At 59.1% G+C, this 24,656-nt stretch carries 23 protein-coding genes; 11 read left to right on the top strand and 12 right to left on the bottom strand.

The window, feature by feature from the left end; genetic code table 11:
• Positions 1-62: 62 nt before the first annotated feature.
• The 12 genes from cheZ to flhD form a co-directional block, all read right to left on the bottom strand.
• Entirely contained in the window at positions 63-707 is a 645-nt protein-coding gene (gene cheZ / locus ABTW55_RS19185; protein WP_004934858.1) for a protein phosphatase CheZ, read from the bottom strand.
• Between the two features lie 10 nt (positions 708-717).
• Positions 718-1,107, bottom strand: coding sequence for a chemotaxis response regulator CheY (cheY, locus tag ABTW55_RS19180; protein ID WP_004934862.1), 390 nt, complete (start codon positions 1,105-1,107; stop codon positions 718-720).
• A 102-nt stretch (positions 1,108-1,209) separates the two neighbouring features.
• Positions 1,210-2,259, bottom strand: a complete 1,050-nt coding sequence (locus ABTW55_RS19175; protein ID WP_033635003.1) for a chemotaxis response regulator protein-glutamate methylesterase — start codon at positions 2,257-2,259, stop codon at positions 1,210-1,212.
• Complete coding sequence (gene cheR, locus ABTW55_RS19170; RefSeq protein WP_033653631.1) at positions 2,259-3,131, bottom strand: protein-glutamate O-methyltransferase CheR; 873 nt, start codon at positions 3,129-3,131, stop codon at positions 2,259-2,261. The genes ABTW55_RS19175 and cheR overlap by 1 nt, the downstream gene beginning before the upstream one ends.
• Before the next feature lie 37 nt (positions 3,132-3,168).
• Positions 3,169-4,785 (bottom strand): methyl-accepting chemotaxis protein, encoded by a 1,617-nt coding sequence (locus tag ABTW55_RS19165; RefSeq protein WP_033653630.1) that lies wholly within the window; start codon positions 4,783-4,785, stop codon positions 3,169-3,171.
• Positions 4,786-4,861: 76 nt separating this feature from the next.
• Positions 4,862-6,532: a methyl-accepting chemotaxis protein gene (gene tsr / locus ABTW55_RS19160; protein ID WP_060421521.1), complete on the bottom strand. Its 1,671-nt coding sequence runs from the start codon at positions 6,530-6,532 to the stop codon at positions 4,862-4,864.
• Positions 6,533-6,727: 195 nt separating this feature from the next.
• Positions 6,728-7,228 carry a chemotaxis protein CheW gene (gene cheW, locus ABTW55_RS19155; RefSeq protein ID WP_025303271.1) on the bottom strand — a complete coding sequence of 167 codons (501 nt, stop codon included), beginning with the start codon at positions 7,226-7,228 and terminating at the stop codon, positions 6,728-6,730.
• A 32-nt stretch (positions 7,229-7,260) separates the two neighbouring features.
• Entirely contained in the window at positions 7,261-9,282 is a 2,022-nt protein-coding gene (cheA, locus tag ABTW55_RS19150) for a chemotaxis protein CheA (protein ID WP_060421524.1), read from the bottom strand.
• Positions 9,279-10,349: a flagellar motor protein MotB gene (motB, locus tag ABTW55_RS19145; protein WP_060421526.1), complete on the bottom strand. Its 1,071-nt coding sequence runs from the start codon at positions 10,347-10,349 to the stop codon at positions 9,279-9,281. Before motB ends, cheA begins: the two co-directional genes overlap by 4 nt.
• Positions 10,346-11,236 carry a flagellar motor stator protein MotA gene (gene motA / locus ABTW55_RS19140; RefSeq protein ID WP_015378266.1) on the bottom strand — a complete coding sequence of 297 codons (891 nt, stop codon included), beginning with the start codon at positions 11,234-11,236 and terminating at the stop codon, positions 10,346-10,348. Before motA ends, motB begins: the two co-directional genes overlap by 4 nt.
• Positions 11,237-11,380: 144 nt before the next feature.
• Entirely contained in the window at positions 11,381-11,965 is a 585-nt protein-coding gene (gene flhC / locus ABTW55_RS19135) for a flagellar transcriptional regulator FlhC (protein ID WP_016927281.1), read from the bottom strand.
• Positions 11,965-12,315 carry a flagellar transcriptional regulator FlhD gene (gene flhD, locus ABTW55_RS19130; protein WP_060421529.1) on the bottom strand — a complete coding sequence of 117 codons (351 nt, stop codon included), beginning with the start codon at positions 12,313-12,315 and terminating at the stop codon, positions 11,965-11,967. Before flhD ends, flhC begins: the two co-directional genes overlap by 1 nt.
• A 928-nt stretch (positions 12,316-13,243) precedes the next feature.
• Between flhD and ABTW55_RS19125 the strand changes: the two genes are divergently transcribed.
• From ABTW55_RS19125 to ABTW55_RS19075, 11 genes are all read left to right on the top strand, one after another.
• Positions 13,244-13,606 (top strand): hypothetical protein, encoded by a 363-nt coding sequence (locus ABTW55_RS19125; protein ID WP_060421533.1) that lies wholly within the window; start codon positions 13,244-13,246, stop codon positions 13,604-13,606.
• Between the two features lie 54 nt (positions 13,607-13,660).
• Positions 13,661-13,876 (top strand): transcription modulator YdgT, encoded by a 216-nt coding sequence (gene ydgT, locus ABTW55_RS19120; protein ID WP_033635010.1) that lies wholly within the window; start codon positions 13,661-13,663, stop codon positions 13,874-13,876.
• 197 nt (positions 13,877-14,073) lie between these two features.
• Positions 14,074-14,493 (top strand): universal stress protein UspC, encoded by a 420-nt coding sequence (gene uspC / locus ABTW55_RS19115; RefSeq protein ID WP_033653626.1) that lies wholly within the window; start codon positions 14,074-14,076, stop codon positions 14,491-14,493.
• Positions 14,494-14,578: 85 nt separating this feature from the next.
• Positions 14,579-15,613, top strand: coding sequence for an NADP-dependent oxidoreductase (locus tag ABTW55_RS19110; protein WP_033653625.1), 1,035 nt, complete (start codon positions 14,579-14,581; stop codon positions 15,611-15,613).
• An 828-nt stretch (positions 15,614-16,441) separates the two neighbouring features.
• The gene (locus ABTW55_RS19105; RefSeq protein ID WP_033647800.1) at positions 16,442-18,781 is read left to right on the top strand and encodes a type VI secretion system Vgr family protein; all 2,340 of its coding nucleotides are present in this window, start codon (positions 16,442-16,444) and stop codon (positions 18,779-18,781) included.
• Between the two features lie 10 nt (positions 18,782-18,791).
• The gene (locus ABTW55_RS19100; protein WP_033647801.1) at positions 18,792-19,181 is read left to right on the top strand and encodes a DUF3592 domain-containing protein; all 390 of its coding nucleotides are present in this window, start codon (positions 18,792-18,794) and stop codon (positions 19,179-19,181) included.
• Positions 19,182-19,282: 101 nt separating this feature from the next.
• Complete coding sequence (locus ABTW55_RS19095) at positions 19,283-19,783, top strand: hypothetical protein (RefSeq protein WP_060421536.1); 501 nt, start codon at positions 19,283-19,285, stop codon at positions 19,781-19,783.
• A gap of 170 nt (positions 19,784-19,953) precedes the next feature.
• Complete coding sequence (locus tag ABTW55_RS19090) at positions 19,954-22,506, top strand: DUF2169 domain-containing protein (protein WP_060421539.1); 2,553 nt, start codon at positions 19,954-19,956, stop codon at positions 22,504-22,506.
• Positions 22,503-23,570: a pentapeptide repeat-containing protein gene (locus tag ABTW55_RS19085; protein WP_033635019.1), complete on the top strand. Its 1,068-nt coding sequence runs from the start codon at positions 22,503-22,505 to the stop codon at positions 23,568-23,570. The genes ABTW55_RS19090 and ABTW55_RS19085 overlap by 4 nt, the downstream gene beginning before the upstream one ends.
• A 30-nt stretch (positions 23,571-23,600) precedes the next feature.
• On the top strand, positions 23,601-24,236 hold the full coding sequence (locus ABTW55_RS19080; RefSeq protein ID WP_060421542.1) for a DUF3540 domain-containing protein: 636 nt from the start codon (positions 23,601-23,603) through the stop codon (positions 24,234-24,236).
• Positions 24,237-24,252: 16 nt separating this feature from the next.
• Positions 24,253-24,645, top strand: coding sequence for a DUF4150 domain-containing protein (locus ABTW55_RS19075; protein ID WP_004934933.1), 393 nt, complete (start codon positions 24,253-24,255; stop codon positions 24,643-24,645).
• Positions 24,646-24,656 lie beyond the last annotated feature (11 nt).

Here is a 24,656-nt window from a genome sequence, read left to right as displayed (position 1 = left end):
GGGATGAGACGAAAACTGCGCGGAATGTTGTCGGGGCGCGCCGCTGCGCGCCCCGATAAGCCTCAGAAACCGAGGCTGTCGAGCAGATCGTCGACCTGCGCCTGGTTGGCGATCACGCCGACGCCGTTCTGGTCGAGCTGCGGGCCGTTCAGCAGGCTGTCGTTCGGCCGTTTTTCCTTCACCGGCTGCTCCGGCATGTTTTCCATCAGCACCATCAGCAGCTGCTTTTCGATCTCCTGCACCACGTCCATCATGCGCTTGATCACCTGACCGGTCAGATCCTGGAAGTCCTGCGCCATCATGATCTCCAGCAGTTGGGCGTTGGTGAAGGCCGTATGGCCCGGCACCTGATCCAGATACTGGCGCGTGTCGTTGACCAGAGAACGCGCGTCGTCCAGTTCGATAGGATTGGCGAACCACTCGTCCCAGCGCCCCTTCAACGCGTTCGCGCCGGATTCCAGCTCCGCCTGGCGCGGTTGCGCCGCCTCCACGCAGTTCAACGCCCGTTCCGCCGCCTGCGCCGTCATGGTTACGACATAGTCAAGACGGTCGCGCGCATCCGGGATCGCCTCTGCCGCCTGGGCGATCGCCTGATCGAGCCCCAGTTCGCGCATGCTGTCGCGCAGCATTCGGGTCAGTTGGCCGATGCGGGAGATGATCTCTCCCGCGGTCGCTGCATCGCTGGCAGGCATTGGAATGTCTCTCATCGCCCTCTCCTTACATGCCCAATTTTTCAAAAATCTTGTTGAGCTTTTCTTCCAGCGTCGCCGCCGTAAATGGTTTCACTACATAACCGCTGGCGCCGGCCTGCGCCGCCGCGATGATATTTTCTTTCTTGGCTTCCGCCGTCACCATCAATACCGGCATCGCGGCCAGCGCGCTATCGGCGCGGATGGTTTGCAGCAGCTCCAGCCCGTCCATGTTCGGCATGTTCCAGTCGGACACCACGAAGTCGAAACCGCCGGCGCGCAGCTTGTTCAGCGCATCCGCGCCGTCTTCAGCTTCTTCGACGTTGTTGAAGCCCAGCTCTTTGAGCAGATTTCTGACGATGCGACGCATGGTGGAAAAATCGTCCACAACCAGAAATCTGAGGTTCTTGTCTGCCATTGTTACTCCTGAAATAGTTAACCGTTTAATGATGCAAAACCGCAGGCCGCCGCGCGGCGAACCTGGGTCATATCGCCGCCGAGTAGACCCTGCGGACTAAAATCAAATGCGCAATGCCTGGCCGCCGGCGATCTGCGCCAACATGCGCTGGCTCATCCTGTCCAGCTCGACCACTTCGCTGACGCCGCCGCCGGCGATCGCCTCGCGCGGCATGCCGAACACCACACAGCTCGCCTCGTTTTGCGCCAGGGTATAGGCCCCGGCGCGGTGCATCTCCAGCATCCCCGCCGCCCCGTCGTTGCCCATGCCGGTGAGGATCACGCCCACCGCATTGCGGCCGGCATATTGCGCCACCGAGCGGAACAGCACGTCGACAGACGGACGATGGCGGTTAACCGCCGGGCCGTCATGCAGCTTCACCTGATAGTTGGCGCCGCTGCGCGCCAGTTCCAGGTGGCGGTCTCCCGGCGCGATGTAGGCATGGCCCGGCAGCACGCGCTCGCCGTCCTCCGCTTCTTTCACCGTGATCTGGCACAGCTTGTTCAGCCGCTCGGCGAACGAACGGGTGAAACCGGGCGGCATGTGCTGGGTGATCAGCAGCGCCGGACTGGTGGCAGGCAGCGGCTGCAGCACCTGGCGGATCGCTTCGGTGCCGCCGGTGGAAGCGCCGATGGCGATCAGTTTTTCACTGCTCAGCAGCGGCGCGTGGCTGAGGATCGCCGGCGCCGGGCTGTTGGAACGCTGCGGCAGGCGCGCCCTGGCGGCGGTGCGGATCTTCTCGGCAATCAGCTCGCTGTAAGCCAACATGCCTTCGCGAATGCCGAGCTGCGGTTTGGTCACGAAGTCCACCGCGCCCAGCTCCAGCGCGCGCAGCGTGATTTCCGAACCTTTGCCGGTCAGCGAAGAGACCATCACCACCGGCATCGGCCGCAGGCGCATAAGCTTCTCAAGGAAATCCAGCCCGTCCATGCGCGGCATCTCGACGTCCAGCGTCAGCACCTGGGGATTAAATTTTTTGATCAGATCGCGCGCCACCAGCGGATCCGGCGCGGTCGCCACCATCTCCATGTCGGCGTGGCCGTTCACGATTTCCGTCATCAGCTGGCGCATCAGTGCCGAATCGTCTACGCATAACACTCTGATTTTACTCATTACCTCTCCTTGGTCAGCCCATACACGGTCTGCCCACGCAAGTAGAAATCCCGGCTGATCTGGCTGAAATTCTCGGAGTGGCCGGCGAACATCAGCCCCCCCGGCTTAAGCAAGGGAACGAAGCGGCGCAGGATGCGCTCCTGCGTCGCCTTATCGAAATAGATCATGACGTTGCGGCAAAAAATGGCGTCGAACTGCCCCGGCAGCGCCCACTCCGGCGCCAGCAGGTTCAGCGGCTGAAAGTTCACCCGCGCCGCCAGCTCCGGCCGCACGCGCACCAGCCCCTGATGCGGCCCGGTGCCGCGCAGGAAATAGCGCTGCATTTGGGTCGGCGTCAGGGTGCGCAAATCTTCCTGGCGGTAAACGCCCGCTTCCGCTTTTTCCAGCACCTGCGTATCGATGTCGCTGGCCCAGACCTGGCAACTGCCGGCCCGCTGGCCCAATGCATCGCTCAGCGTGATGGCGATCGAATACGGCTCTTCGCCGGTCGAGGCTGCGGTGCTCCACACGCTGTAGCCGTTCGGCCGCGAGCGCGCGTGTTCCGCCAGGATCGGGAAGTGATGCGCCTCGCGGAAAAAGGCCGTCAGGTTGGTGGTCAGCGCGTTGATAAACGCCTGCCACTCCGCGCTGTTCGGATCGCTTTCCAGCAGCGCCAGGTAGTCGCCGAAATCGTGCAGTCCCAACAGCCGCAGCCGGCGCACCAGACGGTTGTAAACCATCTCGCGCTTATGCTCCGCCAGCACGATGCCGGCGCGTTGATAAATCAACTGGCTGATACGGCGAAAATGCACGTCCGACAGCGGCAGGCGCTGCACCATTTGCGTCAACATCGACGCAGTATCCCGGTTAGAAGTTGACGGCACCTGTTTCATGCCACCTCACCGGGGAAACACGTGCTGCTTATGCGGTTTAACAATCTTGGGCTTCCTTTACCACGGGTGAAACTGCGTTGTTGCTGTTACCTGGCGCGACGAAGTTATCGTCCGCCAGACGGAATACCGCGACCGCGTCAGCCAGGGTAATGGCCTGCTCTTCCAGCGCGGTGGCGGCAGAAGCGGACTCTTCCACCAGCGCGGCGTTCTGCTGGGTGACCTGATCCATCTGGGTCACCGCCTGCGTCACCTGCTCGATGCCGCGGCTCTGTTCATCCGAAGCCGACGCGATCTCGCCCATGATGTCGGTCACGCGGGTCACCGAACGCACGATGTCCTGCATGGTGGCGCCGGAGTTTTCCACCAGCACCGAGCCGTGTTTGACGCGGCTGACCGATTCATCGATCAGCACCTTGATCTCTTTCGCCGCCTGTGCGCTGCGGCTCGCCAGGTTGCGCACTTCGCCGGCGACCACGGCGAAACCGCGCCCCTGTTCACCGGCGCGCGCCGCTTCCACCGCCGCATTGAGCGCCAGAATGTTGGTCTGGAAGGCGATGCCGTCAATCACGCTGGTGATGGCGCCGATTTTCTGCGAACTGTTGGCGATATCGTGCATGGTGGTCACCACGTCGCCGGCCAGTTCGCCGCCCTTGGCCGCGGTGGCCGAGGCGTCGCGCGCCAGCTGAGAAGCCTGCCGCGCATTGTCGGCGTTCTGTTTCACCGTGGCGGTCAGCTGTTCCATGCTGGCGGCGGTTTCTTCCAGCGACGCGGCCTGCTGCTCGGTGCGGGAAGAGAGATCGTTGTTGCCTTCGGCGATCTCCTGCAGGCCGATCAGAATCGACTCCGCGCCGTCGCGCACCGCGCCGACGGTGCCGATCAGCGACTGCTGCGTGCGTTGCAGGCTGGCGAACAGCATGCTGATTTCATTGCGGCCATACACCTGAATCGGCGTCGCCAAATCGCCGGCGGCGATGCGTTCAAAGTGGCTGCGGATCTGGTTCAGCGGCTGTACCAGCATGGTGCGTAACCACCACATGGCGCTGCCGGTCACCACGATCAGCATCAAGACCGCCCCCGCCAGCATCAGGCCCGCCAGCGTGAAGGAGAACTGGTTGGCGTCTCTGGCTTCGCTGATGTCGCCGTTGACCAACTGCAGGTACTGCACGAAGTCGGCTTCGAACAGGTCCTGGGTTTTCTGCGTCGGCTGATCCATAAACGCCTGCAGCTCCCCTTTCTCCAGGAAGCCGATCAGCTCGCGCAGCGCGCCGCGCAGCCGCTCGTAGCTGGCCTTGGTGGTTGCCGTCTGCTGACTCTGTTGCTCACTGCTGCGCTCAACCGCCATGAACTGATTGAAATAGAGATCGGCCTTCTGCAGCGAACTGCGGGCGCTGCTCATCAATTCGTTCACCTGCTCCTGCGGCAGTTTCAGCGCCGCACGGGTGCCGGCGCGGTTCAGCGTATTGCGCGCCTGCAACAGCGACACCCAGCTCAGGCTGAGCGAATCGCGCTGCTGGCTGCCGAGGGTGATGATGTCGAGGTTGTGGTTATCGGAGCGAAACGCGGAATACGACAGGCCGCTGCTGGCCAACTGCAGAACGCAGAAGGTCATCAACAACAGGAACAAGCTGGTAGAGATACGGATTCGGTTAAACACTGTGAACCTCCTTGCAGCCGGCCGGCGACCGGCCTACGTAGGGGAAAGGGCCGCTGCGAGAGAGGCCCGATACCGGTCAGAACGTTTCCCAGTTATCCTGCAGATCGCTGGCGTTCATTTTCTTATGATTGATTACCGGTGTTACCGTCGCCTTGCTGGTGACAGGCGCTTTAAACTCTTCCTGGCCCTCCGCCCTCAGGCGGAATACCGCCACCGACTGGGTCAGCATGCTGGCCTGTTCTTCCAGCGCCGCCGCCGCCGAGGCGGATTCTTCCACCAACGAGGCGTTCTGCTGGGTCACGCGGTCCATTTCCGCTACCGCCTGGCCAACCTGATCGATCCCGCGGCTCTGTTCGTCCGACGCCGAGGCGATTTCGCCCATGATGTCGGTCACGCGGGTGACGGCGTTGACGATGTCGCCCATGGTTTCACCGGCGCTCTCGACCAATACGGAACCCATATCGACGCGGCTGACCGAGTCTTCGATCAGGCCTTTGATCTCTTTGGCCGCCTGCGCGCTGCGCTGCGCCAGGTTGCGCACTTCACCGGCCACCACCGCGAAGCCGCGGCCCTGCTCGCCGGCGCGCGCCGCTTCCACCGCGGCGTTCAACGCCAGGATGTTGGTCTGGAAGGCGATGCCGTCGATCACGCCGGTGATATCGGCGATTTTCTGCGAGCTGCCGGCGATGTCGTGCATGGTCTGCACCACGTTGGCCACCACCTTGCCGCCCTTCTGCGCGGTTTCGGAGGCGCTCAGCGCCAGCTGTGAAGCCTGACGGGCGTTTTCGGCGTTCTGTTTCACCGTCGCGGTCAGCTGTTCCATGCTGGCGGCGGTCTCTTCCAGCGAAGCGGCCTGCTGCTCGGTGCGGGAAGAGAGATCGTTGTTGCCCGCGGCGATTTCAGACGCGCCGCTGTAGATGGCATCTGCGCCCTGACGCACGCCGCTGACGGTTTCGATCAGTTCGCTTTGCATGTGTTTCAGGCTGGCCGCCAGCACGCCCATTTCGTTGCGGCTGGTGACCACGATCTGCTGAGTCAGGTCGCCGGCGGCGATCTGTTTGATGTGGTCAATCATGCGGTTCAGCGGGCGCACCAGGATATGATGGATGCCGGTCCAAACGAGCACGATCACGGCCAACACGACCAGCAACACGATCACCAGCGTCCAAATGGCCGAGGAGAACGACTTGTTGCTGTCTTCTACCGCGCCTTGGTACAGCGTGTCGTTTTGTGCCAGGTAGGTGTTGTAGATCTGCTCGAAGCCATCCTGATAGCTTTGTGTCGGTTGATCGAAGAAGGCATTGATTTTGCCTTCGCCCAACAGCTGAATCAGTTCGGTCAAAGCACCGTGCAAGATGTCATACTGTTGCTTGAGTTTTTCCGCGGACTGCACGTCCTGACGCGGATCGAGAGGGATTTTTTCATAGGCGGCGTAATGCTGTTCCGCGACCGTCAGCATGCTCTTCGCCGAAGTCAACAGATCGGTGACGGTGGCACCGCTGCCGATTTTGTTGGTATCCATCATGTAACGAATACCCGCTCGGTTCAGGGTATTACGAGTCTGCAGCAGGTTGACCCAGCTTTCGTTCAATTCAGACTGCTGCTGGCGGATCGTTTGCAGGACGGTAAAGTTTTCCTTATCGCTTTTCAGCGAGGAGAAAAAGAGTCCGCCCGAAATCAACTGCAAGGCGCCAAACAGCACCAACACCAGCAACAGGCTGGTGACCACCTTCATACGATTTAACATGATTTCCCTTGTTGAAGCCCGCGCAGACAGGCTCTGATGACGTTGAATGTGAGAGTTATCGGCGCCGTGCGGCAAAACTTTATGCGGGAAAGTAACTATTTTTAGTGGGGGTTCCGGGCGCGGTCTGCGGCGCCGCGACAGGTCAGGAAGAGTGATGGATGAAGGGGGCAGCGCCCTGCCCCCTGGGGTCATGAATCAGACGCTTTTCGCCACGCTGTCGACCAGCGACATCTCTTCGCTGCTCAGCAGCTTTTCGATATCCACCAGGATCAGCATGCGCTCGCCCAGCGAACCGAGACCGGTGAGGTATTCGGTCGCCAGCGTCACCGCGAACTCCGGCGCCGGGCGGATCTGCTCGGCGGTCAGCGACAGCACGTCGGAAACGCCGTCGACCACGATGCCCACCACGCGCTGACCAAAGTTCAGCACGATCACCACGGTGTTTTCATCGTAAGACACGCTTTGCTGCGAGAATTTCACCCGCAGATCGATGATCGGGACAATCACGCCGCGCAGGTTGGTGACACCCTTGATGAACGCCGGCGTGTTGGCGATGCGGGTCACCTGATCGTAGCCGCGAATTTCCTGCACCTTGAGGATATCGATGCCGTACTCCTCATTGCCCAGGGTGAAAATCAGAAACTCTTGCCCTACCGTTTCGCCAGCCAATTTGCTGACGGCTGCCAATCCTGCCATATCATTCACCTTTTAAATCAATAAACTCATTATTATGCGGCGGCGTCCGTCAGACGCTTTTCACGGTTCAAGGTTTGCAACGCCGAGACATCGACGATCAAGGCCACGCTGCCGTCGCCCAAAATGGTCGCGGCGGAGATGCCCGGCACTTTGCGGTAGTTGCTTTCCAGATTCTTCACCACCACCTGGTGCTGGCCGATCAGCTGATCCACCAGCAACGCATAGCGGCGGCCGGCGCTTTGCAGGATAACGACGATGCCCTGCGTGGCGTCGGTTTTGGCGCCGTCCACTTCGAATACCCGATACAGCTCCACCAGCGGCAGGTATTCGCCGCGCACCTGCAGCACGCGTTCGCCCCCGGCCAGCGGATGCAGATCTTCCGCCTGCGGCTGCAGCGATTCCATCACCGCGTTCAGCGGCAGGATAAAGACTTCGTCGTTCACCTTGACCGACATACCGTCGAGGATCGCCAGCGTCAGCGGCAGCAGGATGCGGATGGTGGTGCCTTTACCGGCCTGCGAACGGATCTCGACGTGGCCGCCCATCTCCTGAATATTCCGTTTCACTACGTCCATGCCGACGCCGCGGCCGGAAACGTCGGTCACCTGCTCGGCGGTGGAGAAGCCCGGCGCGAAGATCAGCATGCCGACTTCTTCGTCGCTCATGCTGTCGCTCACCGCCAGCCCTTGCGACGCGGCCTTGGCGAGAATTTTTTCGCGGTTCAGGCCGGCGCCGTCGTCGATAACCTCAATACAGATGTTGCCGCCCTGATGTTCGGCCGACAGCACCAGATTGCCCACCGCCGATTTGCCGGCGGCGATGCGGGTGGCCGGCTCTTCGATACCGTGATCGAGGCTGTTGCGCACCAGGTGCGTCAACGGATCGATGATGCGTTCGATCAGGCTCTTGTCCAGTTCGGTCGAGCTGCCCTGCAGCGTCAGCTCCACCTGCTTGTTCAGCTTGCCGGCCAGATCGCGCACCAGGCGCGGGTAGCGGCTGAAGACGTATTCCATCGGCATCATGCGGATCGACATCACCGACTCCTGCAGATCGCGCGCGTTACGCTCCAGCTGGCTCATGCTGTTCAGCAGATCGCCGTGGTTGACCGGATCGAGCGTGCCGGAGCGCTGCGCCAGCATCGACTGGGTGATCACCAGCTCGCCCACCAGGTTGATCAGCTGATCCACCTTTTCCACCGCCACGCGAATGCTGGTGGACTCGCTCGCCTTGGCGCGCGCTTTCGGCGCTTCCGCCGCTGCGGCGGCCGGTTTGGCGGCAGGCGGCGCGGCGCTGGCGACCGGCGCTGGCGCAGGTTCCGGCACGGCGACCGCTGCCGGTAAGCTAGCTTCTGCGGCGGCCGGTTCGCTCGGCGTCGGCGTCGAGAAGCTGATTTGTTCCGGTTCCAGCACGAAGCACAGCACGGCGCTGATGTCGTCTTCGCTGGCGGAGGTGAGCAACGTCACGTCCAGACTGTGTTCCGTCTGATGAGGGTCTTTAACCTCGCCGAGGTTGCCCAGTTCTTCCAACATCAAGGGAATTTCACTGGCTTTTAGCCCGTTCAGGCTGATGCGCATGCCGCCTTCGATCGCCGCCGGCGCGGCCGCCGGCTTCACGACAGGCTGCTGAACGGCCGGTTGAGCCGCGGGCGCCGCCTGCTGCTGTTGCGCTTCCAACGCCAGCTGGCGCAGCGCCTGGCAAATGTATTCAAAGCTTTCGGCGTCAGGCTGTTGCGAGGTTTTATAGGCGTCCAGTTGCTCCTGCATAATGTCTTTGGTTTCCAGAAACAGGTTGATAATCTCGGTGCTCAGGCTCATTTCCTGGCGTCTTGCACCGTCCAGCAGGTTCTCCAGCAGGTGGGTGGTTTCCTGCAGCACCGAAAAGCCAAAGGTCGCCGCGCCGCCCTTGATCGAGTGCGCCGCGCGGAAGATGGCGTTCAACGGCTCGATATCGGGGGCCAGCGGATCCAGCTCCAGCAGATGTTGCTCCATGTCGGCCAGCAACTCGTCCGCCTCATCAAAGAAGGTCTGATAAAAATCGCTAATGTCCATGCTCACGGGGTCACCTCTGGCTGTGAGTCGCGGTTAGTCGGTGCGGGTGCGGCCGCCGGTTGTTCCGGCGCCTGATCGGCCGGGGCTATCGCCGGGGATACCTGCGCTGGGACGCTCGGCGCTGGCGTTGACGCCGCCGGCTCCGGGGCTGCCGCCGAGGGCTCCGGCGTTTGGCTGGCCGGTGCAGTCGCCGACGGCGCCAGCTGTTTCAGGCTGTCCGGCTGGGCGATATCCATCGCGTTGCTTTCGGCATTTTCATGTTCGATGCCTTCTTGCGTTTGCTTATTCAGCACCAGCACGGTGATGCGACGGTTAATCGCGTCATCGGCGCCGTGCTGTTTCAGGCTCATGGTGGCCGCCATGCCCACCACCCGCAGCACCTTGCCTTCCGCCAGGCCGCCGGCGATCAGCTCGCGTCGGGAGGCGTTGGCGCGATCGGCCGACAGTTCCCAGTTGCTGTAGCCGCGCTCGCCGGTGGCATAAGGGATATCATCGGTGTGGCCGGACAGGCTGATCTTGTTGGGCAAATCGTTGAGGATCGGCGCTATCGCCCGCAGAATATCGCGCATGTAGCTCTCGACCTGCGCGCTGCCGGTTTTGAACATCGGCCGGTTTTGGCTATCGATAATCTGGATGCGCAGCCCCTCGTCCATCATGTTGATCAGCAGATGCGGGCGCAGCGCCTTCAGGCGCGGATCGGACTCAATCAACTCATCCAGCTTTTCGCGCAGCTTGTTCAGGCGCAGCTCTTCGGCGCGCTTGTCCGGCGAATCGACCTGCTTTCTCACCAGGCCGTGCTGCTGCGTAGGATCGTCGCCGCCGCCCGGGATCGGGCTGCTTTCGGAGCTGCTCTTGTCGCCGCTGGTCAGGGCCACCTTGAGCGGCGTGCGGAAATATTCGGCGATTTGCGTCAGCTCCTGCGGGCTGGCGATCGCCAGCAGCCACATCACCAGGAAGAACGCCATCATCGCCGTCATAAAGTCGGCATAGGCGATCTTCCAGGAGCCGCCGTGATGGGCGGCATGATGTGACTTGCGCTTTCTGACCAGAACGACCGGATGATTCTGTTTCATGCTTCTTCTTCTTCCGTCGCCTGCTGCGCCGGCGCTTTCACGCGGCGCACGTGTTCTTCCAGCTCAACGAAAGAAGGACGTTCGGTGGTATACAGCGTTTTGCGGCCAAACTCGACGGCGATCTGCGGCGCGTAGCCGTTCAGGCTCGACAGCAGCGTGACCTTGATGCACTGCATCATCTTGACGTTTTCGGCGCTCTTCTGGCGCAGCAATGTGGCCAGCGGCGAGATGAAGCCGTAGGCCAGCAGAATGCCGAGGAAAGTACCGACCATGGCGTTGGCGATCAGCGCGCCCAGTTCCGCGGCCGGCCGATCGGCCGAAGCCAGGGCGTGCACCACACCCATCACCGCCGCGACGATACCGAACGCCGGCAAGGAGTCGCCCACCATCGCCAGGCTGCCGGCGGGCACTTCGCTTTCCTGCTCGTAGGTTTCGATCTCTTCGTCCATCAGCGCTTCGATCTCGAACGCATTCATATTGCCGCTCACCATCAGCCGTAAATAGTCGGTAATGAACTCCACCAGGGTGTTATCGGCAAGGATGCGCGGATAATTAGAAAAAATTTCACTTTCTTGCGGATTATCGATATCGAACTCGAGCGACAGCATGCCCTGCTGGCGCGATTTGGCCAGCAGGCGGAACAGCAGCGCCATCAGATCCATGTACAGATCTTTGTTGTATTTGGAACGGCGCATCAGCCGCGGCAGCGCGCGCAGCGTGGCTTTGATTGCCTTGCCGTTGTTGCCGACGATGAAAGCGCCGACCCCCGCCCCGCCGATAATCAGAAACTCCGCCGGCTGATACAACGCACCGAGATGGCCGCCCACGATCAGGTAGCCGCCAAACACCGCACCCAATACCACCAGATAACCCAAAATAACTAGCACACGCATTCCTTAAATTAACAATGTGGATGGAAGGTGGGGCAAACGCGCCCTGGCGCACTGACCAGGCTGCGTGTCTGGGGGCGGCATGCCGCCCCTGCGTATCACACGTCGGTATTCATTGCCGAGAGCCGGCAATGTGGCGGCTCAAATGGCGCGTTTGACCTGCTCGTCCAGCAGTTGAGGAATAATATCGGCCAGTTGCGGCGAAAGTTTACGTCTTTTTACGGCGCGGGATGGGGGTTGGCATAAACTGCAGATGAAACCGTTCAGCGGCTGGTGCGCGTGGGTGATAAATGCGCCGCCGCAGCAGCTGCAGGCAGAGAGCTGCAGCATGCCGCTGTCGACGAAACGCACCAGCGTCCAGGCACGGGTCAGCGCCAGCAACGGCGCCTCGCCGGCCTGCTGAGGACACTGCTCCAGGTAGAGGCGATAGGCTTTGATCACCGCCTCCACTCCGCTGCACTGCCCGCTTTTCATCAGAAACAGGTAGGCGTTGTAAAACATCGACGAGTGAATATTTTGTTCCCAGGTCATAAACCAGTCGGTTGAGAACGGTAACATTCCTTTTGGCGGCGGGCTGCCGCGTAACTCCTTGTAAAGTTTAATCAAGCGCCCGCGGCTGAGCTGGGTTTCGCTCTCCAGCATCTGCAATCGGGCTCCCAGCGAAATCAGCTCCATGGCGAGCTGAATGTCCTTGGCTTCTTGAACGATACTTTTCTCAACCATCATCAGGCTCTTTTCTTCGTCGGGCTAGCGTCTTTACTCGATAGCTCTTGCAGTAAATGGCTTGATAGCAAAATGCCGGTATGGATTTGTTGCAGATCGTCGACGCGCGACTCTTTGGTCAGGCGTTCGATGGTCTGGCTTTCGTTAAAGCGGAAGTGGCAAACCAGCTGGTTGGTCTCGGCCAGTTTCACCATTTGCGGCAAAGTCAGCTGCGCCAGCGCATCGGCCATGGCTTCATCAACACCAAGACGGAACATCGCGGAGGCTTTTTCATCGTTGATCAAACGCTGTGCTAAAAGTAAATATGACAGATTGATGTCATAAATATGCTTAAGTAATTCAGACGTACCCATATTCCCCATCCCGACAGACTATGTTTAAAAACATACGCTGGGTGATAAATTTTATCGCCCGTGACCTGGGTTGTTTCCCAAAGCTGGCAAATTAATCTCTCAAAAACGACTGCTATAATTTTCAACAATCGCTAAATTTGACCACTGTTCAGTATTTGCTACGAGCGTAAACCAACGTGTATGGATGTACAGCATTCTGCTTCGATAGTGTTTAGTCACCATGAAACTATTTTTACAAATTTAATAAGATTATTCCTAAAGCAGCGCAACTCTACCCCCGAACCATTAGCACACACAATGTAAGTGAGAGGCAATTTTAAATACAATGTGACATAGATCACAAAAATAAAAAATAATTAAGCCAAATACACCCAAATACGCTCACTTATTAACCGCCATTTTGTTCACAAAACAGCCATAGGTAAAAAAACGTCTTAAAAACAATGTTTATCCGCCAAAAAATTATCTTTTTTAGATCAATTCGAACAAAAGCATCACCAAACCAAAATAACAGAACAAAAATCTGTATATAGGCGACAAACTCAGTATAAATAACCATTTGAGTTACTAAAAAATATCCAAGCTGAAAAATAACCTGCGTAAACTATAAGGTTATTAGCTATCGGATTTGACTTAAGCCCTCAGCCTGAAGCTGTTCTAATTTTCCGCATCAGGTGATTATGGCTTATCAATGATTCGCAGGCGTAGTGAACAAGCTAACAGACGTAACGATATGTTTCCGTATTAGCGCGATGCAAGAATGCTTTTTCTACATTAGAGTTCCCCAAAACGACATATCGGCAGCAATCCATAAAACTTTAATGCCTTTTATTTCTTTTTCTGTCGCCGTGATAATTCTCTCTTCCCCAAAGATTATTTACATGGCTGACGTTTTCATCACTTTATTGTCATAAAATAAAACGCAGTTTTGTTTTACTCTTCATATTTCTCCATCGAGAAAAACGGCTTTTCAGCGCAAGCGACGACGACAAACACCGCCCAAGGCCGCAGCGGCACCACGGACGGTGAAAAAATCACCGCAAAAGATGGCCTGGCGCGGCGCCGCGAGCTTGTGCACGGCAAGAACGACGACGCTTCGGCCGTCAGCCGCCCTGAGACTTTCCCTATTTATCCGTTTATCAGCAGGATGAGATTGCTGACGGCGCACTGGCATATTATGATTTATCAAAGCGCCGCTACGTGCGGCGTGACATCATTACCCGGTGCAATTTATCTACTTGAAATGATTTTTGTCAGGTCGTACATCGCTGCCTCGACGGCGTCGCCGTGAGCCGCCGATGTGTTATTCACCCGGCTTTAACTATTAACAGGCTATATTTTAATCATGACCGATACGCTCGAATATCTGCTGACATTCCGTAAATGCTCCTCTTTGGACAGCCTGGAGAAGGTGTACGACAAACTGAACTACTCCATTGAAAATGATAAAGAAATGAGCAACATGTACCGCGCCGCCGACCACCGTCGCGCCGAGCTGGTTGCCGGTAAATTGTTCGATCTGGGCAAGGTGCCGAAAACGCTGTGGGCGCAGGTGCTTTAATTCAGTGAAATTACGTGCGGCAACGGTTTTATCTTTTATTGCTATATAACCGGGGTAAATTCGGCTTTTATTGCCGCGCGTGATGCGAAACACATTTATTCCCCCCGCCAGGCTCTACCCTTTATCCGACGCAGTACCTCCGCTAAGGCCGCCGATGCAGCAGCCTGGAATGCGATGGATACAACAAGGAGTGGGATATGGGGTATCAAAACGTTCTGGTCACCGTCGCCGTTGCCCCTGACAGCCACCGCCTGGTGGAAAAAGCCGTCTCCATCGTCCGCCCTTACGGCGGCAGCATCACCTTGTTAAGCACCCTCGCCAACCCGGAAATGTACAATAATTTCGCCGGGCCGATGCTGGGGGATTTGCACTCGTTGATGGAGGAGGAAACCCGGCTGTTTATGGAGGAACTGCGTCAACGCGCCGGTTACCCGATCGCCGATGCGCTGATCGTGCATGGCGAGCTGGGTGACAGCCTGGAATACGCCAGCCGCCGTCAGCCGTTCGACCTGCTGATCTGCGGCAATCATCGCGACGGCATGATGAATAAGGTCTCCTGTTCCGCCGCCCGCTTTATCAATATCAGCCACATCGATGTGCTGATCGTTCCGCTCTAAGGCTAAGCACATTCGGTAACGTTGCCTTGCCGCCCCTGGACTAGGCTTAACGCATCTTGTTTGTCGCAACGCAAAGGAGCTTTCGATGTCCCCTTCTTCTCAACAGAACCGCCGCTTCCTGCTGGCCTCGCGTCCGCACGGTGAACCGACGGCGGCCAACTTCCGTCTCGATACCGTCCCCGCACCGCAGCCCGGCGCCGGACAGCTGGTGCTGCGCACCGTTTATCTGTCGCTGGATCCTTATATGCGCGGGCGCATGAGCGATGCCCCCTCCTACGCGCCGCCGGTGGAGATCGGTCAGGTGATGGTGGGCGGCACGGTATCGCGCGTAGCGGCTTCACAGCATCCCGATTTCAACGTCGGCGATTGGGTGTTGGGTTATGACGGCTGGCAGGATTACGCCCTGTCTGACGGCAGCGGCCTGCGCAACCTCGGCCCGCACCTGCCGCATCCTTCCCGCCTGCTGGGCGTGCTGGGCATGCCGGGATTTACCGCTTACATGGGGTTGCTCGACATCGGCCAACCGCAGGCGGGAGAAACGCTGGTGGTGGCCGCCGCCAGCGGTGCGGTCGGTTCGGTGGTCGGCCAAATCGGTAAGCTGAAAGGCTGCCGCGTCGTCGGCATCGCCGGCGGGGCGGAAAAATGCCGCTATGTGGTGGAAGAGTTGGGTTTCGACGCCTGCATCGATCACCGCGCCCCTGACTTTGCCGAACAGCTGGCGGCTGCCTGCCCTAAAGGCATCGACATCTATTACGAAAACGTCGGCGGGGCGGTGTTCGACACCGTACTGCCGCTGTTGAACACCAAAGCGCGCATTCCGGTGTGCGGCATCATCGCCCATTACAATGCCACCGGGTTGCCTGCGGGGCCGGACCGCTTGCCGCTGCTGGAGGGGCTGATCCTGCGCAAACGCATCCGTATGCAGGGCTTTATCATCTTCGACGACTACGGCTCACGCTTTGACGAGTTCCTGCAACAAATGAGCAGTTGGGTCGAGGAGGGGAAAATCAAGTTCCGCGAGGACATCGTCGACGGGCTGGAGCAGGCGCCGCAGGCGTTTATCGGCCTGCTGCAGGGCAAGAACTTCGGCAAGCTGGTGATCCGCGTCGCCGACGAATAACCTCTAGCAGGGCGTGGTACACCACGCCCTGCTTTTAGTCGCCGAATCGCACATCCTCCTCTACCGTCCTCGGCCGTCAGCGTCACCTGCACGATAGTGCGCACCGCTCCCACCCTCGCCGCCAGCGCCCTGCTCGGCTTGCCCGGATGCGCCGCCGCCGGCAAACGCGCAACGCGTACGCATTCTCCCGCTGCCTGACGAATTGGCCATCACGTCTTTCCCCATTGAGCCGATCGCCGGCCGGCAGGCGCAGCGCGACCCGGTCTTAATCTGGCTCTGCGGCCTGATAAGCCAAATCGCCTTCGCTCCCTGTCCACATTAATAATTGCTGCATTATCAACCGCTCACCCCCTCGACCAACGGCCTGCAGAGGGGGCTTTCCACGCCCACCAAATAGGAATCATCCGAATTAACATTCGGAAAATTTATATATTTGATCATCTTTAAGTGGCAAATGGTAAGGATAAAAAACAGTCAGTGACTTTTTTTACGTAAAAAAAGAGTTGTTTTATAAGCACGTTGACTTAAGTGTTACAGATTTATTCTTTGGTATTACCAATTACCCAATAATTTGAGATAAAAAATGGTCTGCGCGCATGTATATGTTTTAGATGATTAAAACCAAGATCGTGAGCAAGTTAACGAATTGAGCATTGATCCACAAGGCTATTTTGCAAATGCAGAGCTCTATTGTAGACTGCACAAATCGTGCCTTTGTGTAAACTTTGTTAAATCTTTCGTCAGTTCCTGTCTCCATTCGTGACAGATACGCCATCGGGATCGCGCGTCAATTCTCGTGCGGTAGCTATGCCTAAAGCGGGGAATAGTATGGATCGCCTTATCATTGCGCACACGCCTTTGCCCTCCCATCAGCTGTTGTTCAGAAGCCTTTCCGGTGAGGAAAAACTGGCCGGATTGTTCGAGTTCGACGTCGAGCTGCTCAGCCCCGACAATCGGCTCGATCTGAAAGCGCTGCTGGGACAAAAAATCACGTTGGAGCTGCGGGGCAATCCGCTGGCGCCGCGCTATCTCAACGGCAATATCACGCGCATGACCCTCTCCGGAAGGGAAGCCGGCGGCAACCGTTACTATATCTACCGCGCCGTGCTGCGCCCCACGCTGTGGTATCTGACGCAAAACCGCGATTTTCGCATCTACCAGGAAAAGACCGTTCCCGACATCCTGACTCAGGTGCTGGGGCAGTATCAGGTGAAAATCGATAACCGCCTGAGTTACGACTACCGCATCTGGGGGTACTGCGTGCAGTACCAGGAGAGCGATTTCGATTTCATCAGTCGCCTGATGGAGCACGAAGGCATCTATTACTATTTCACGCACCAGCAAGACGGCCATACGCTGGTGCTGGCTGACGCGCCGTCGGCGCATCAGGAACTCGCCGGCTACGCCAGCATTCCCTATCAGCTCGCGGAAGGCGGCCTGGTGGAAAACAAAGACAGCATCAACAGCTGGAGCGTTTCGGACGCCATCACGCCCAGCCTGTATAGCCTGGATGACTACGATTTTCGCAAGCCGCGCGCGCGGTTGCTGGAGGCGCGGCAGAATCCCGCCTCGTTCGCGCAGGACAAAGCCGAGGTGTTCGACTGGCCCGGGCGTTATACCGATCACGCCCACGGCCAGTTTTACGTCAAGGTTCGCCAGCAGGAGTTCGAAGCGCAGCACGAGCAGATGAGCGGCGAAGGCAGTTCGCAGGGCATTGCGCCCGGCTACCGTTTTCAACTGATCCAGGCGCCGCGTATGGAGGACAACCGCGCCTACCTGGTGGTCAGCGCGCATTACTTCATGCAGGAAAACAGCTACGCCAGCAATGATAACGACGTCGGCGAGCAGCGTACCGAATTTCAGGTCGTTCCGGCGGACATCAATTGGCGCCCGGCGCGCATCACGCCCTGGCCGAAAACCCACGGCCCGCAAACTGCCGAAGTGGTGGGGCCGGAAGGCGAAAGCATCTGGACCGATAAGTATGGCCGGGTGAAACTCAAATTCCGTTGGGATCGCCACGGCAGCGGCAATGAAACCAGTTCCTGCTGGGTACGCGTCTCCAGCGCCTGGGCCGGCTGGAAATACGGCGGGATCCAGATCCCGCGCGTGGGCGAAGAAGTGGTGGTCGACTTTATCAACGGCGATCCGGATCGCCCTATCATCACCGGCCGCGTTTACAACGAAGACAGCATGCCGCCGTGGGATCTGCCCGGCGACGCCACCAAAATGGGCTTTATGAGCCGCAGCAAAGGCGGCGGCGCCGACAACGCCAGCTTCCTGTTCCTGGAAGACTCGCCCGGCAACGAATCTTTCGACATGCACGCCGAACGCAACATGAACATGACGGTGGAAAACGACAAGAACGTCAATATTGACGGCAGCCGCACCACCACCATCGGCCGCAAGCAGGACGACACCGTCACCGGCGACGCCACGTTCCTGTACAAAGCGAAACGCACCACCACCGTCGATGGGCTGGAAACCGCCAACCTTAACGCCCACCAGACGGTGAACATCAAAGGCGGCCGCGACCTGACGATTATCGACGGCGGCGATAAAATCGACATCACCGGCAATCAGTCCTTCAAGCTTGACGGCGCGCAGACGCAAAACATTACGCAAACCCAACACGTCACGGTGAAGGGCAATCAGACCCTCGACATTACCGAAGGGCAACAAACCAGCACCATCAAGCAAGGGCAAACGGTCAACATCACCTCCGGCGGGCAGCACACCACCATCACCGCCGGCGGGCAGGAATTGACGGTTAAAGGCGGCGGCCAAACCGCTACCGTCACCGGGAATGTCACCGAGACCTACAAAAACGATCAGAGCACGACGATCACCGGTACGCTGACCATCAAAGCGAAAACGATCAACATCACCAGCGCGGACGGCGTGTCGGTGCAGACACCGAGCTGGAAAGATAACTGCCACGGTTGGAAATGGGTGGCGACCGGGGCCAACTTCGCCTTCTACGGCTCCAATCTTGCGTTGACAGGAGCCAGCCTGAAACACACGATGCTGGATATCTCGCACAATCCGCTGGCGATCAGCAAAACCAATTTCAAGCTCAGTAACGATCCCATGACGTTCACTCAGCTTGGCGCGCTGGTGACCAACGGCGCCTTACGGTTGAGCACCAAGGCGCTGGCGATCTTTTTATAAAGGGACTCCCATGTCGAAGGCCAAAAATGTTCTCACCGTTATCGGGTTGATTTTATTGGCTCCTATCCTCAGCCTGGTGGGTTTTTTCAAATTCATCACGGTCGATATCTGGGGTTATTTCAAACATATCGGTTCTTCCCTCAGCGTGATGGAGAACGGTATTTCCGCCTCCGGGCAAATCGTCAGCATTCGCCAGACCAACCTGTGGGACGGGAATCGGCCGGTCTGCGAAGTCGAAGTCAAATACATCGCCCAAGACGGAAAAAACCATACGGCCGTGGCGAAAGGCCCAATTAGCGTCGTGGATCTGCCGCGTTATCAGCCGGGCCATTTCACCGCGATCAAGTACGACCCGAAGAACCCCAAAAAAGCGGTGATCGAAGAGCTTTCCCGGCTTTGAGCGAAAAGGCTCCTTTCAATCACGCGATCCGATTGCAACGCTCTGCCAACGGCTTATCGTTCATCGGTTCGCTAACTCACCTTGCATAAGGAAGTGTCACGATGGGCGCGTTCATTGCCTTTTCGACGCAGGACAGCCTCTGGGGACAAATCCTGTTTACCTTCTTTGGCATCCTGGTTGGCTGCGTCTTGCTCGCCGCGATCGGCAAAACCTTTTTGTCGGCCAGCCGAGCGGCCGCGTTGCCTGCGCGGTTGCTGATCTTTGTCGCGCTGATGCTGGCGCTGCTGAAATACAACCAGCAGGTGATGTCTGCGGTGAATGCCCCCGCAGAATTGATCGGGTTCCTGATTTTGCCCGGCTTTTTGATGGGTTACCTGGGTGCGGCGCCCACCGGCAGACTGGCGCTGGCGATAGAGCTGCCCTGTTTTGCGGCGCTCGCCGCGCTGCTGATTCTGGGCACCGCCGACGTCGAATTTTTTGCCCCCTATCACCTGGAGAGCGCCAGCCAATTTATCGCCAAGGCGATCGCCGCGGCATTGTCCGTCGCCGCCGTGCTGTTGGCTCGCGGAATAAACGGGAAGGACGGCGCACTGTCCTCTTGATCATCCCTTTCGAAGCGGGGCCCTCCCCGCATTAACGATCGGCGCTGAACGCCGCATCGTTTTCTTCATCTGTTGTGACATAGCCTGATATCTATTAAACCGAAAAACGGATTGTTTTTGAGCAGCAGCCTGGCTGCCAGCTGATATCCACAGGAAGCTTTACACACACAATGAAAGTCGTAAAACCTCTGCGCCTCAGCGCGCTTCATCGCCCCTTCTCTTGGCAAGGGCAAAACCATCTGGGCGTTTCCGTTTTGGCCTTGGCCGATATGGGGGCCTCCCCGCGCCTGCGTCCCGAACCGGAGCTGTGGCAGTTGGCCGCCGAAGAACTCACGCTGAGCGGCGGCGTGCTCGATTTGGCTATCCCCAAAGCCTGCGCGGAGTTTCTCGCCACCGGTAACGCCTACACCCACCATCAACAAGACAAAACCGCTTGCGCCGTAAAGATCCAGCTGGATTCGCTGGAAAAAACGCTGGTGGTTTTCGGCGATCGCCATTGGATCAACGATCGTCCCTCCACTCCCCTCCCTTTTGCAGAAATGCGTCTGGACTGGCGCCGGGCTTACGGCGGCACCCAGTTCGCCGATAATCCGCACGGCATCGGCGCCACTCCAGAAACATTTCCGCAGGGCCGCATCCATCGCCTACCCAATATTGAACCGCTGCAGGGGCGCCTCGCGTCTCCTCGGCAAAGCGCGCAACCGGCAAGCTTTGACGCGTTGGATATCACCTGGCCGCGCCGCTTCTCCCGCATCGGTAAAAACTACGACGCCGACTGGTTGAAAAACGGCTTTCCCGGCTTCGCCAACGATATCGACTGGCGCCTGTTCAACATGGCGGAAAGCGATCAGCAGTTTCCTCAACGCGACAGCTTGCCGCCCCGCGCCGCCTATCGAATTTGGAACATGCACCCTTCAGAACCGGTGCAGCAAGGTCATTTGCCGCCGTGGCGCACACGCTGTTTCATCAACCGGCTGCGCGGCGACGAAACGCATTTCGAAGAAATCGCGATGCGCCACACCACCGTCTGGTTCTTCCCCCATCGGGAACAGATGCTGTTGATTTATCAGGGCAGCACACGCATCAATGAAGACGATGCCGCCGACGTGATGCAGCTGATGCCGGCTTTGGAAATCGAAGGCGAGTCCCGCTCCACCGTGCATTATCGGCAGGTGTTGACCCAGCGGCTGGATAAGGAACGGGGTGCTCTGCACGCGTTTCGTGAGCAAGAGTTGTTGCCGGAAGCGTGCATCGGCGCCTGGCTGGATACGGAAACGCCGACGCAGCAAAGCCCGATGGCGGAAAATATCGCCGCCTACGAGCACCGGCAGCGCGAAGAGCACCGCCAGCGCCTGCTGCGTGAAGGCCAGGACATCGATGAACTGTTCCCGCTGCCGTCGCAAGACGCGCCGCCGAAGCTGGACGAGCTTGCCGAATTCGTCGAGCGTCTGGAAAGCCAGGCCGAGGCGCAGTATCAGGACATGCTCAAGCTGGCGCAAGCCGAGGGTATCGATCCGCGCAATCCCGGTGGGGATCACGTGCCGCCATCCGGTGCGGAAAGCTACCAGCAGCAGCGCGATCTGCTGTTCCAGGAGGCGCGCCGGCATCCCGACGCGTTCAGCGAAAAACAGCTGGGGGAAAGCGAGCGCGCGCTGCACCAAATGTATTTAATGTCGGCACAGGCGCAAAGCCCTGCGCTGCGTTTAAGCGGCGATCTGGCGCAAATCATTCGCCAACGCGTCACCGCCGCCATGCTGCGTGATAAGGATCTCAGCGGTCTTGATCTCACCGGCGCCGATCTGTCCGGCATGGATCTCTGCCAGGCTAACTTGCGCGGCGCTTTGCTGGAAAACGCCAACCTGCGCCAAACCCAACTGGTGGGTTGCGACCTTCGCGAGGCGATGCTGGCGCGCGCCGATCTCAGCGGCGCCGTCTTGCAGCAGGCCGATCTGAGCCACGCCTCTTTGGCCCTGGCGAAATGCGAAGCGACGGATTTCGGCGGCGCACAGCTGCACGAAACCAACATTCAGCAAACGTTGTTTCAACGCTGCGATTTCACGATGGCCTCATTACGCGATTTGCTGGGATACGAAACCTTGCTCGGGCAGTGTGATTTCAGCCGCGCCACGCTGGCCAACATTACGCTGATGGAGCTGCAACTGGAGCAGCTGACATTCAGCCACGCCCGGCTCGACAAAGTCAGCTTCGTCAAATGCCGCTTGCAGGCGGTGAACTTCGATCGGGCGCGGCTTGAAAGCTGCGCCTGGGTTGATGCCGAGACGCAGAGTCTCAGTTTCCGCGCCGCACGCCTCACGGCCTGCGCCTTCGCGGCAAAGACGCTGCTGCCGCAGGCGGATTTCAGCGACGCGACGCTAAACCAGTGCAATTTACGCCAGATGCCGTTGCAGCGGGCCAATTTCAGCCGTGCGCGTCTCAATAATTGCGACCTGTCGGAAACCCGGTTGAACGACGCCGATTTCCGTCAGGCCAACGGCAGCGGCAGCCTGTTCATTCGCAGCGATCTGTCTCGCGCCAACCTGCGCGACGCCAATTTCATTGCGGCGATCCTGCAAAAATGCGTGCTGTCAGGCGCCGACCTGCAGGGCGCCAATCTGTTCCGGGCCGACCTGTCGCAGTCGCAAGTGGATCAGGCGACCCGGCTCGAGGGCGCCTATACCGCCAGGGTGAAAACATTGCCTCGCCACAACGGGAAGGAAGTATGACCTCAAAGCCAGAGCAAATACGCCAGCGCGTGAAACGCGGCGAGCTGATTGCCGGTGAGGATTTGCACGGCCTGTCATTCGCCGGTATGGATTTGGCCGGCGGCATGTTCAACGAACTGAACCTGAACGGCGTGAACTTCTCCGATTGCGATCTGCGCGACAGCGTCTTCAGCAATTGCCGGCTCGAACAGGCGCAATTTGCACGGGCGAACCTGAAGCAAACGGCCTTCAACCAGTGCGCCATGTCGGGCGGCCGCTTCAGCGAGAGCCATATCGAACTGACGATGTTCAACGACTGCCGGCTTGAACAGGGCGACTTCAGCCGGCTGGCGCTCAACCAAAGCCACTGGATGTCATGCCAATTGGCCGGCGCGAATTTTTCCGCCACTCAGCACGATCGCACCACCTTTTACGAAAGCCCGCTCGACGGCGCTGCGTTGAATCAGGCGCGGTTATCTCTTGTCACGTTCTTCCGATTAAATCTCCGTGACACAAGGTTTGAAGGGGCAGATTTCGACCGCGTCACGTTTTTTGAATGTGACCACCGCGGCAAAAGTTACGCCGGGCAGCGCCTGATCGCCTGCCAGTTTACCGATAACCAACTGGACGACGTCGATTTCAGCCAGGCGACGCTGCGTCAAAGCAACTTCAAGGGCGCTTCGCTGCGGCGCGCCAACCTGGCGGGCGTGCAGGCGCAGCAGTCACTGTGGCTGGAGGCCAATCTGACCCACGCGCAGTGCCGCGGCGGGCAGTTCGATCAGGCGATCTTCAGCGAAGCGACGTTGGACGCCGCCAACTTCAGCCAGGCGCGCCTGTATCAATGTGTATTCCAGCACAGCCGCGCGGCGCGCTGTGATTTCAGCGACAGCGACCTGACCTACGCCGACTTTTGTTATGCCGACATCGGCGCCGCCGATTTCCGCCGCGCGCGCTTTATGCGCACCCGCATGCACCGCGCCCATCAGCAGCAAACGCGCTGGGGCGATCGCAGCGGAATTCTCGAGCGCGACGAAGAGCTGTACGCCGCCGAAACCTGGAGCGCACAGCGCCAGAGCCGAATCTGAATGCATTGACCACTTCACGAGGGGATCACCATGAGCGTTGCCAACACAACCCGCGCCGTCAACATCGCACCGCCCCAGCAGGCCGCCGGCCAGGTCGTCAACCTGTTGCCGGACGGCAGTCTGGTGGTGGAGTGCGAAGGCCGCGGCTGGCATTGCCGCCGGGCGGCGAGCTGCCTGCTGACGCCGGCACTCGGCGATAACGTGCTGGTCGCCGGCTGCGGCCACCAGCTGTGGGCGATCGCCGTCCTTGAGCGCGCGGAACCGCAAAGTGCGGCGCGGCTGAGCGTTGCAGGCGATCTGCACATTGAAACGCCGAGCGGCTCGCTGTCGCTGCACGGCGCGCAGGCGCTGAAACTGAGCGGCGACGCCATGACGCTGCAGGCCAACAGCGGCGACTGCCAGGTCGACAAGATGAAATACAGCGGCGAAGAGCTGTCGGCCTTCGTCAGCGTCAGCCGCCTGGTCGGCAAACGCTGCGAGTCGCTGTGGCATTCGGTCAGCCAGATCAGCCATTCGCTGTTCCGCAAAGTGCGCCAAACCGAGCACGTGCGCGCCGGGCGGCTGGATTACCAGGCGGAAGATTACGCCCGCATTCATGCCCGCAACACGCTCATTACTTCAAAAGACATCACCAAGCTGGATTCGGAACAAATCCACGTCGGATAACCTGCGGAGGCCTTTTATGTTTGCCAACAGCCAAATGATCGGCGTGGACCTGGCGTTTCCCGACGTCTGTCTGACGCCAAGCCCGGCGCCGGTACCCGTGCCCTACCCGGATATCGCCCTGGCACCGACCGCCATCCCGAACGCGTTCAACATTCTGTTCGTCGGCACCCCGGCGCACAACATGGCGACGGTGACGCCGCTGACCAACGGCGATAACCCCGGCGTGGCCACCGGCGTCGCTTCCGGGACGGTGATGGGGCCGTCCCGCCACCTGACCGGCGCCTTTACCGTGCTGCTCAAAGGCACCCCGGCCACCCGGCTGACCAGCCTCAGCCTGCAGAATTCCACCAACGCGCTCGGCATGCGCATCGTGCCGAGCCAATTAAAAGTGTTGCTGCTTGCGCCCTGATGACGGCGCCC

This window comes from Serratia sp. SM04, assembly GCF_040280225.1.
GTDB lineage: Bacteria > Pseudomonadota > Gammaproteobacteria > Enterobacterales > Enterobacteriaceae > Serratia > Serratia sarumanii.
This window is presented reverse-complemented; position numbering and strand designations above follow the sequence as displayed.

Coding starts and splice junctions, on each gene's coding strand:
- ABTW55_RS19080 (WP_060421542.1), top strand. CDS start 23,601: ATGAGCGTTGCCAACACAACCCGCGCCGTCAACATCGCACCGCCCCAG.
- flhC (WP_016927281.1), bottom strand. CDS start 11,965: ATGATGGTTGAGAAAAGTATCGTTCAAGAAGCCAAGGACATTCAGCTC.
- motB (WP_060421526.1), bottom strand. CDS start 10,349: ATGAAACAGAATCATCCGGTCGTTCTGGTCAGAAAGCGCAAGTCACAT.
- cheY (WP_004934862.1), bottom strand. CDS start 1,107: ATGGCAGACAAGAACCTCAGATTTCTGGTTGTGGACGATTTTTCCACC.
- tsr (WP_060421521.1), bottom strand. CDS start 6,532: ATGTTAAATCGTATGAAGGTGGTCACCAGCCTGTTGCTGGTGTTGGTG.
- ABTW55_RS19105 (WP_033647800.1), top strand. CDS start 16,442: ATGGATCGCCTTATCATTGCGCACACGCCTTTGCCCTCCCATCAGCTG.
- cheW (WP_025303271.1), bottom strand. CDS start 7,228: ATGGCAGGATTGGCAGCCGTCAGCAAATTGGCTGGCGAAACGGTAGGG.
- ABTW55_RS19110 (WP_033653625.1), top strand. CDS start 14,579: ATGTCCCCTTCTTCTCAACAGAACCGCCGCTTCCTGCTGGCCTCGCGT.
- flhD (WP_060421529.1), bottom strand. CDS start 12,315: ATGGGTACGTCTGAATTACTTAAGCATATTTATGACATCAATCTGTCA.
- cheR (WP_033653631.1), bottom strand. CDS start 3,131: ATGAAACAGGTGCCGTCAACTTCTAACCGGGATACTGCGTCGATGTTG.
- cheZ (WP_004934858.1), bottom strand. CDS start 707: ATGAGAGACATTCCAATGCCTGCCAGCGATGCAGCGACCGCGGGAGAG.
- ABTW55_RS19095 (WP_060421536.1), top strand. CDS start 19,283: ATGGGCGCGTTCATTGCCTTTTCGACGCAGGACAGCCTCTGGGGACAA.
- ABTW55_RS19175 (WP_033635003.1), bottom strand. CDS start 2,259: ATGAGTAAAATCAGAGTGTTATGCGTAGACGATTCGGCACTGATGCGC.
- uspC (WP_033653626.1), top strand. CDS start 14,074: ATGGGGTATCAAAACGTTCTGGTCACCGTCGCCGTTGCCCCTGACAGC.
- ABTW55_RS19085 (WP_033635019.1), top strand. CDS start 22,503: ATGACCTCAAAGCCAGAGCAAATACGCCAGCGCGTGAAACGCGGCGAG.
- ABTW55_RS19075 (WP_004934933.1), top strand. CDS start 24,253: ATGTTTGCCAACAGCCAAATGATCGGCGTGGACCTGGCGTTTCCCGAC.
- ydgT (WP_033635010.1), top strand. CDS start 13,661: ATGACCGATACGCTCGAATATCTGCTGACATTCCGTAAATGCTCCTCT.
- ABTW55_RS19100 (WP_033647801.1), top strand. CDS start 18,792: ATGTCGAAGGCCAAAAATGTTCTCACCGTTATCGGGTTGATTTTATTG.
- ABTW55_RS19090 (WP_060421539.1), top strand. CDS start 19,954: ATGAAAGTCGTAAAACCTCTGCGCCTCAGCGCGCTTCATCGCCCCTTC.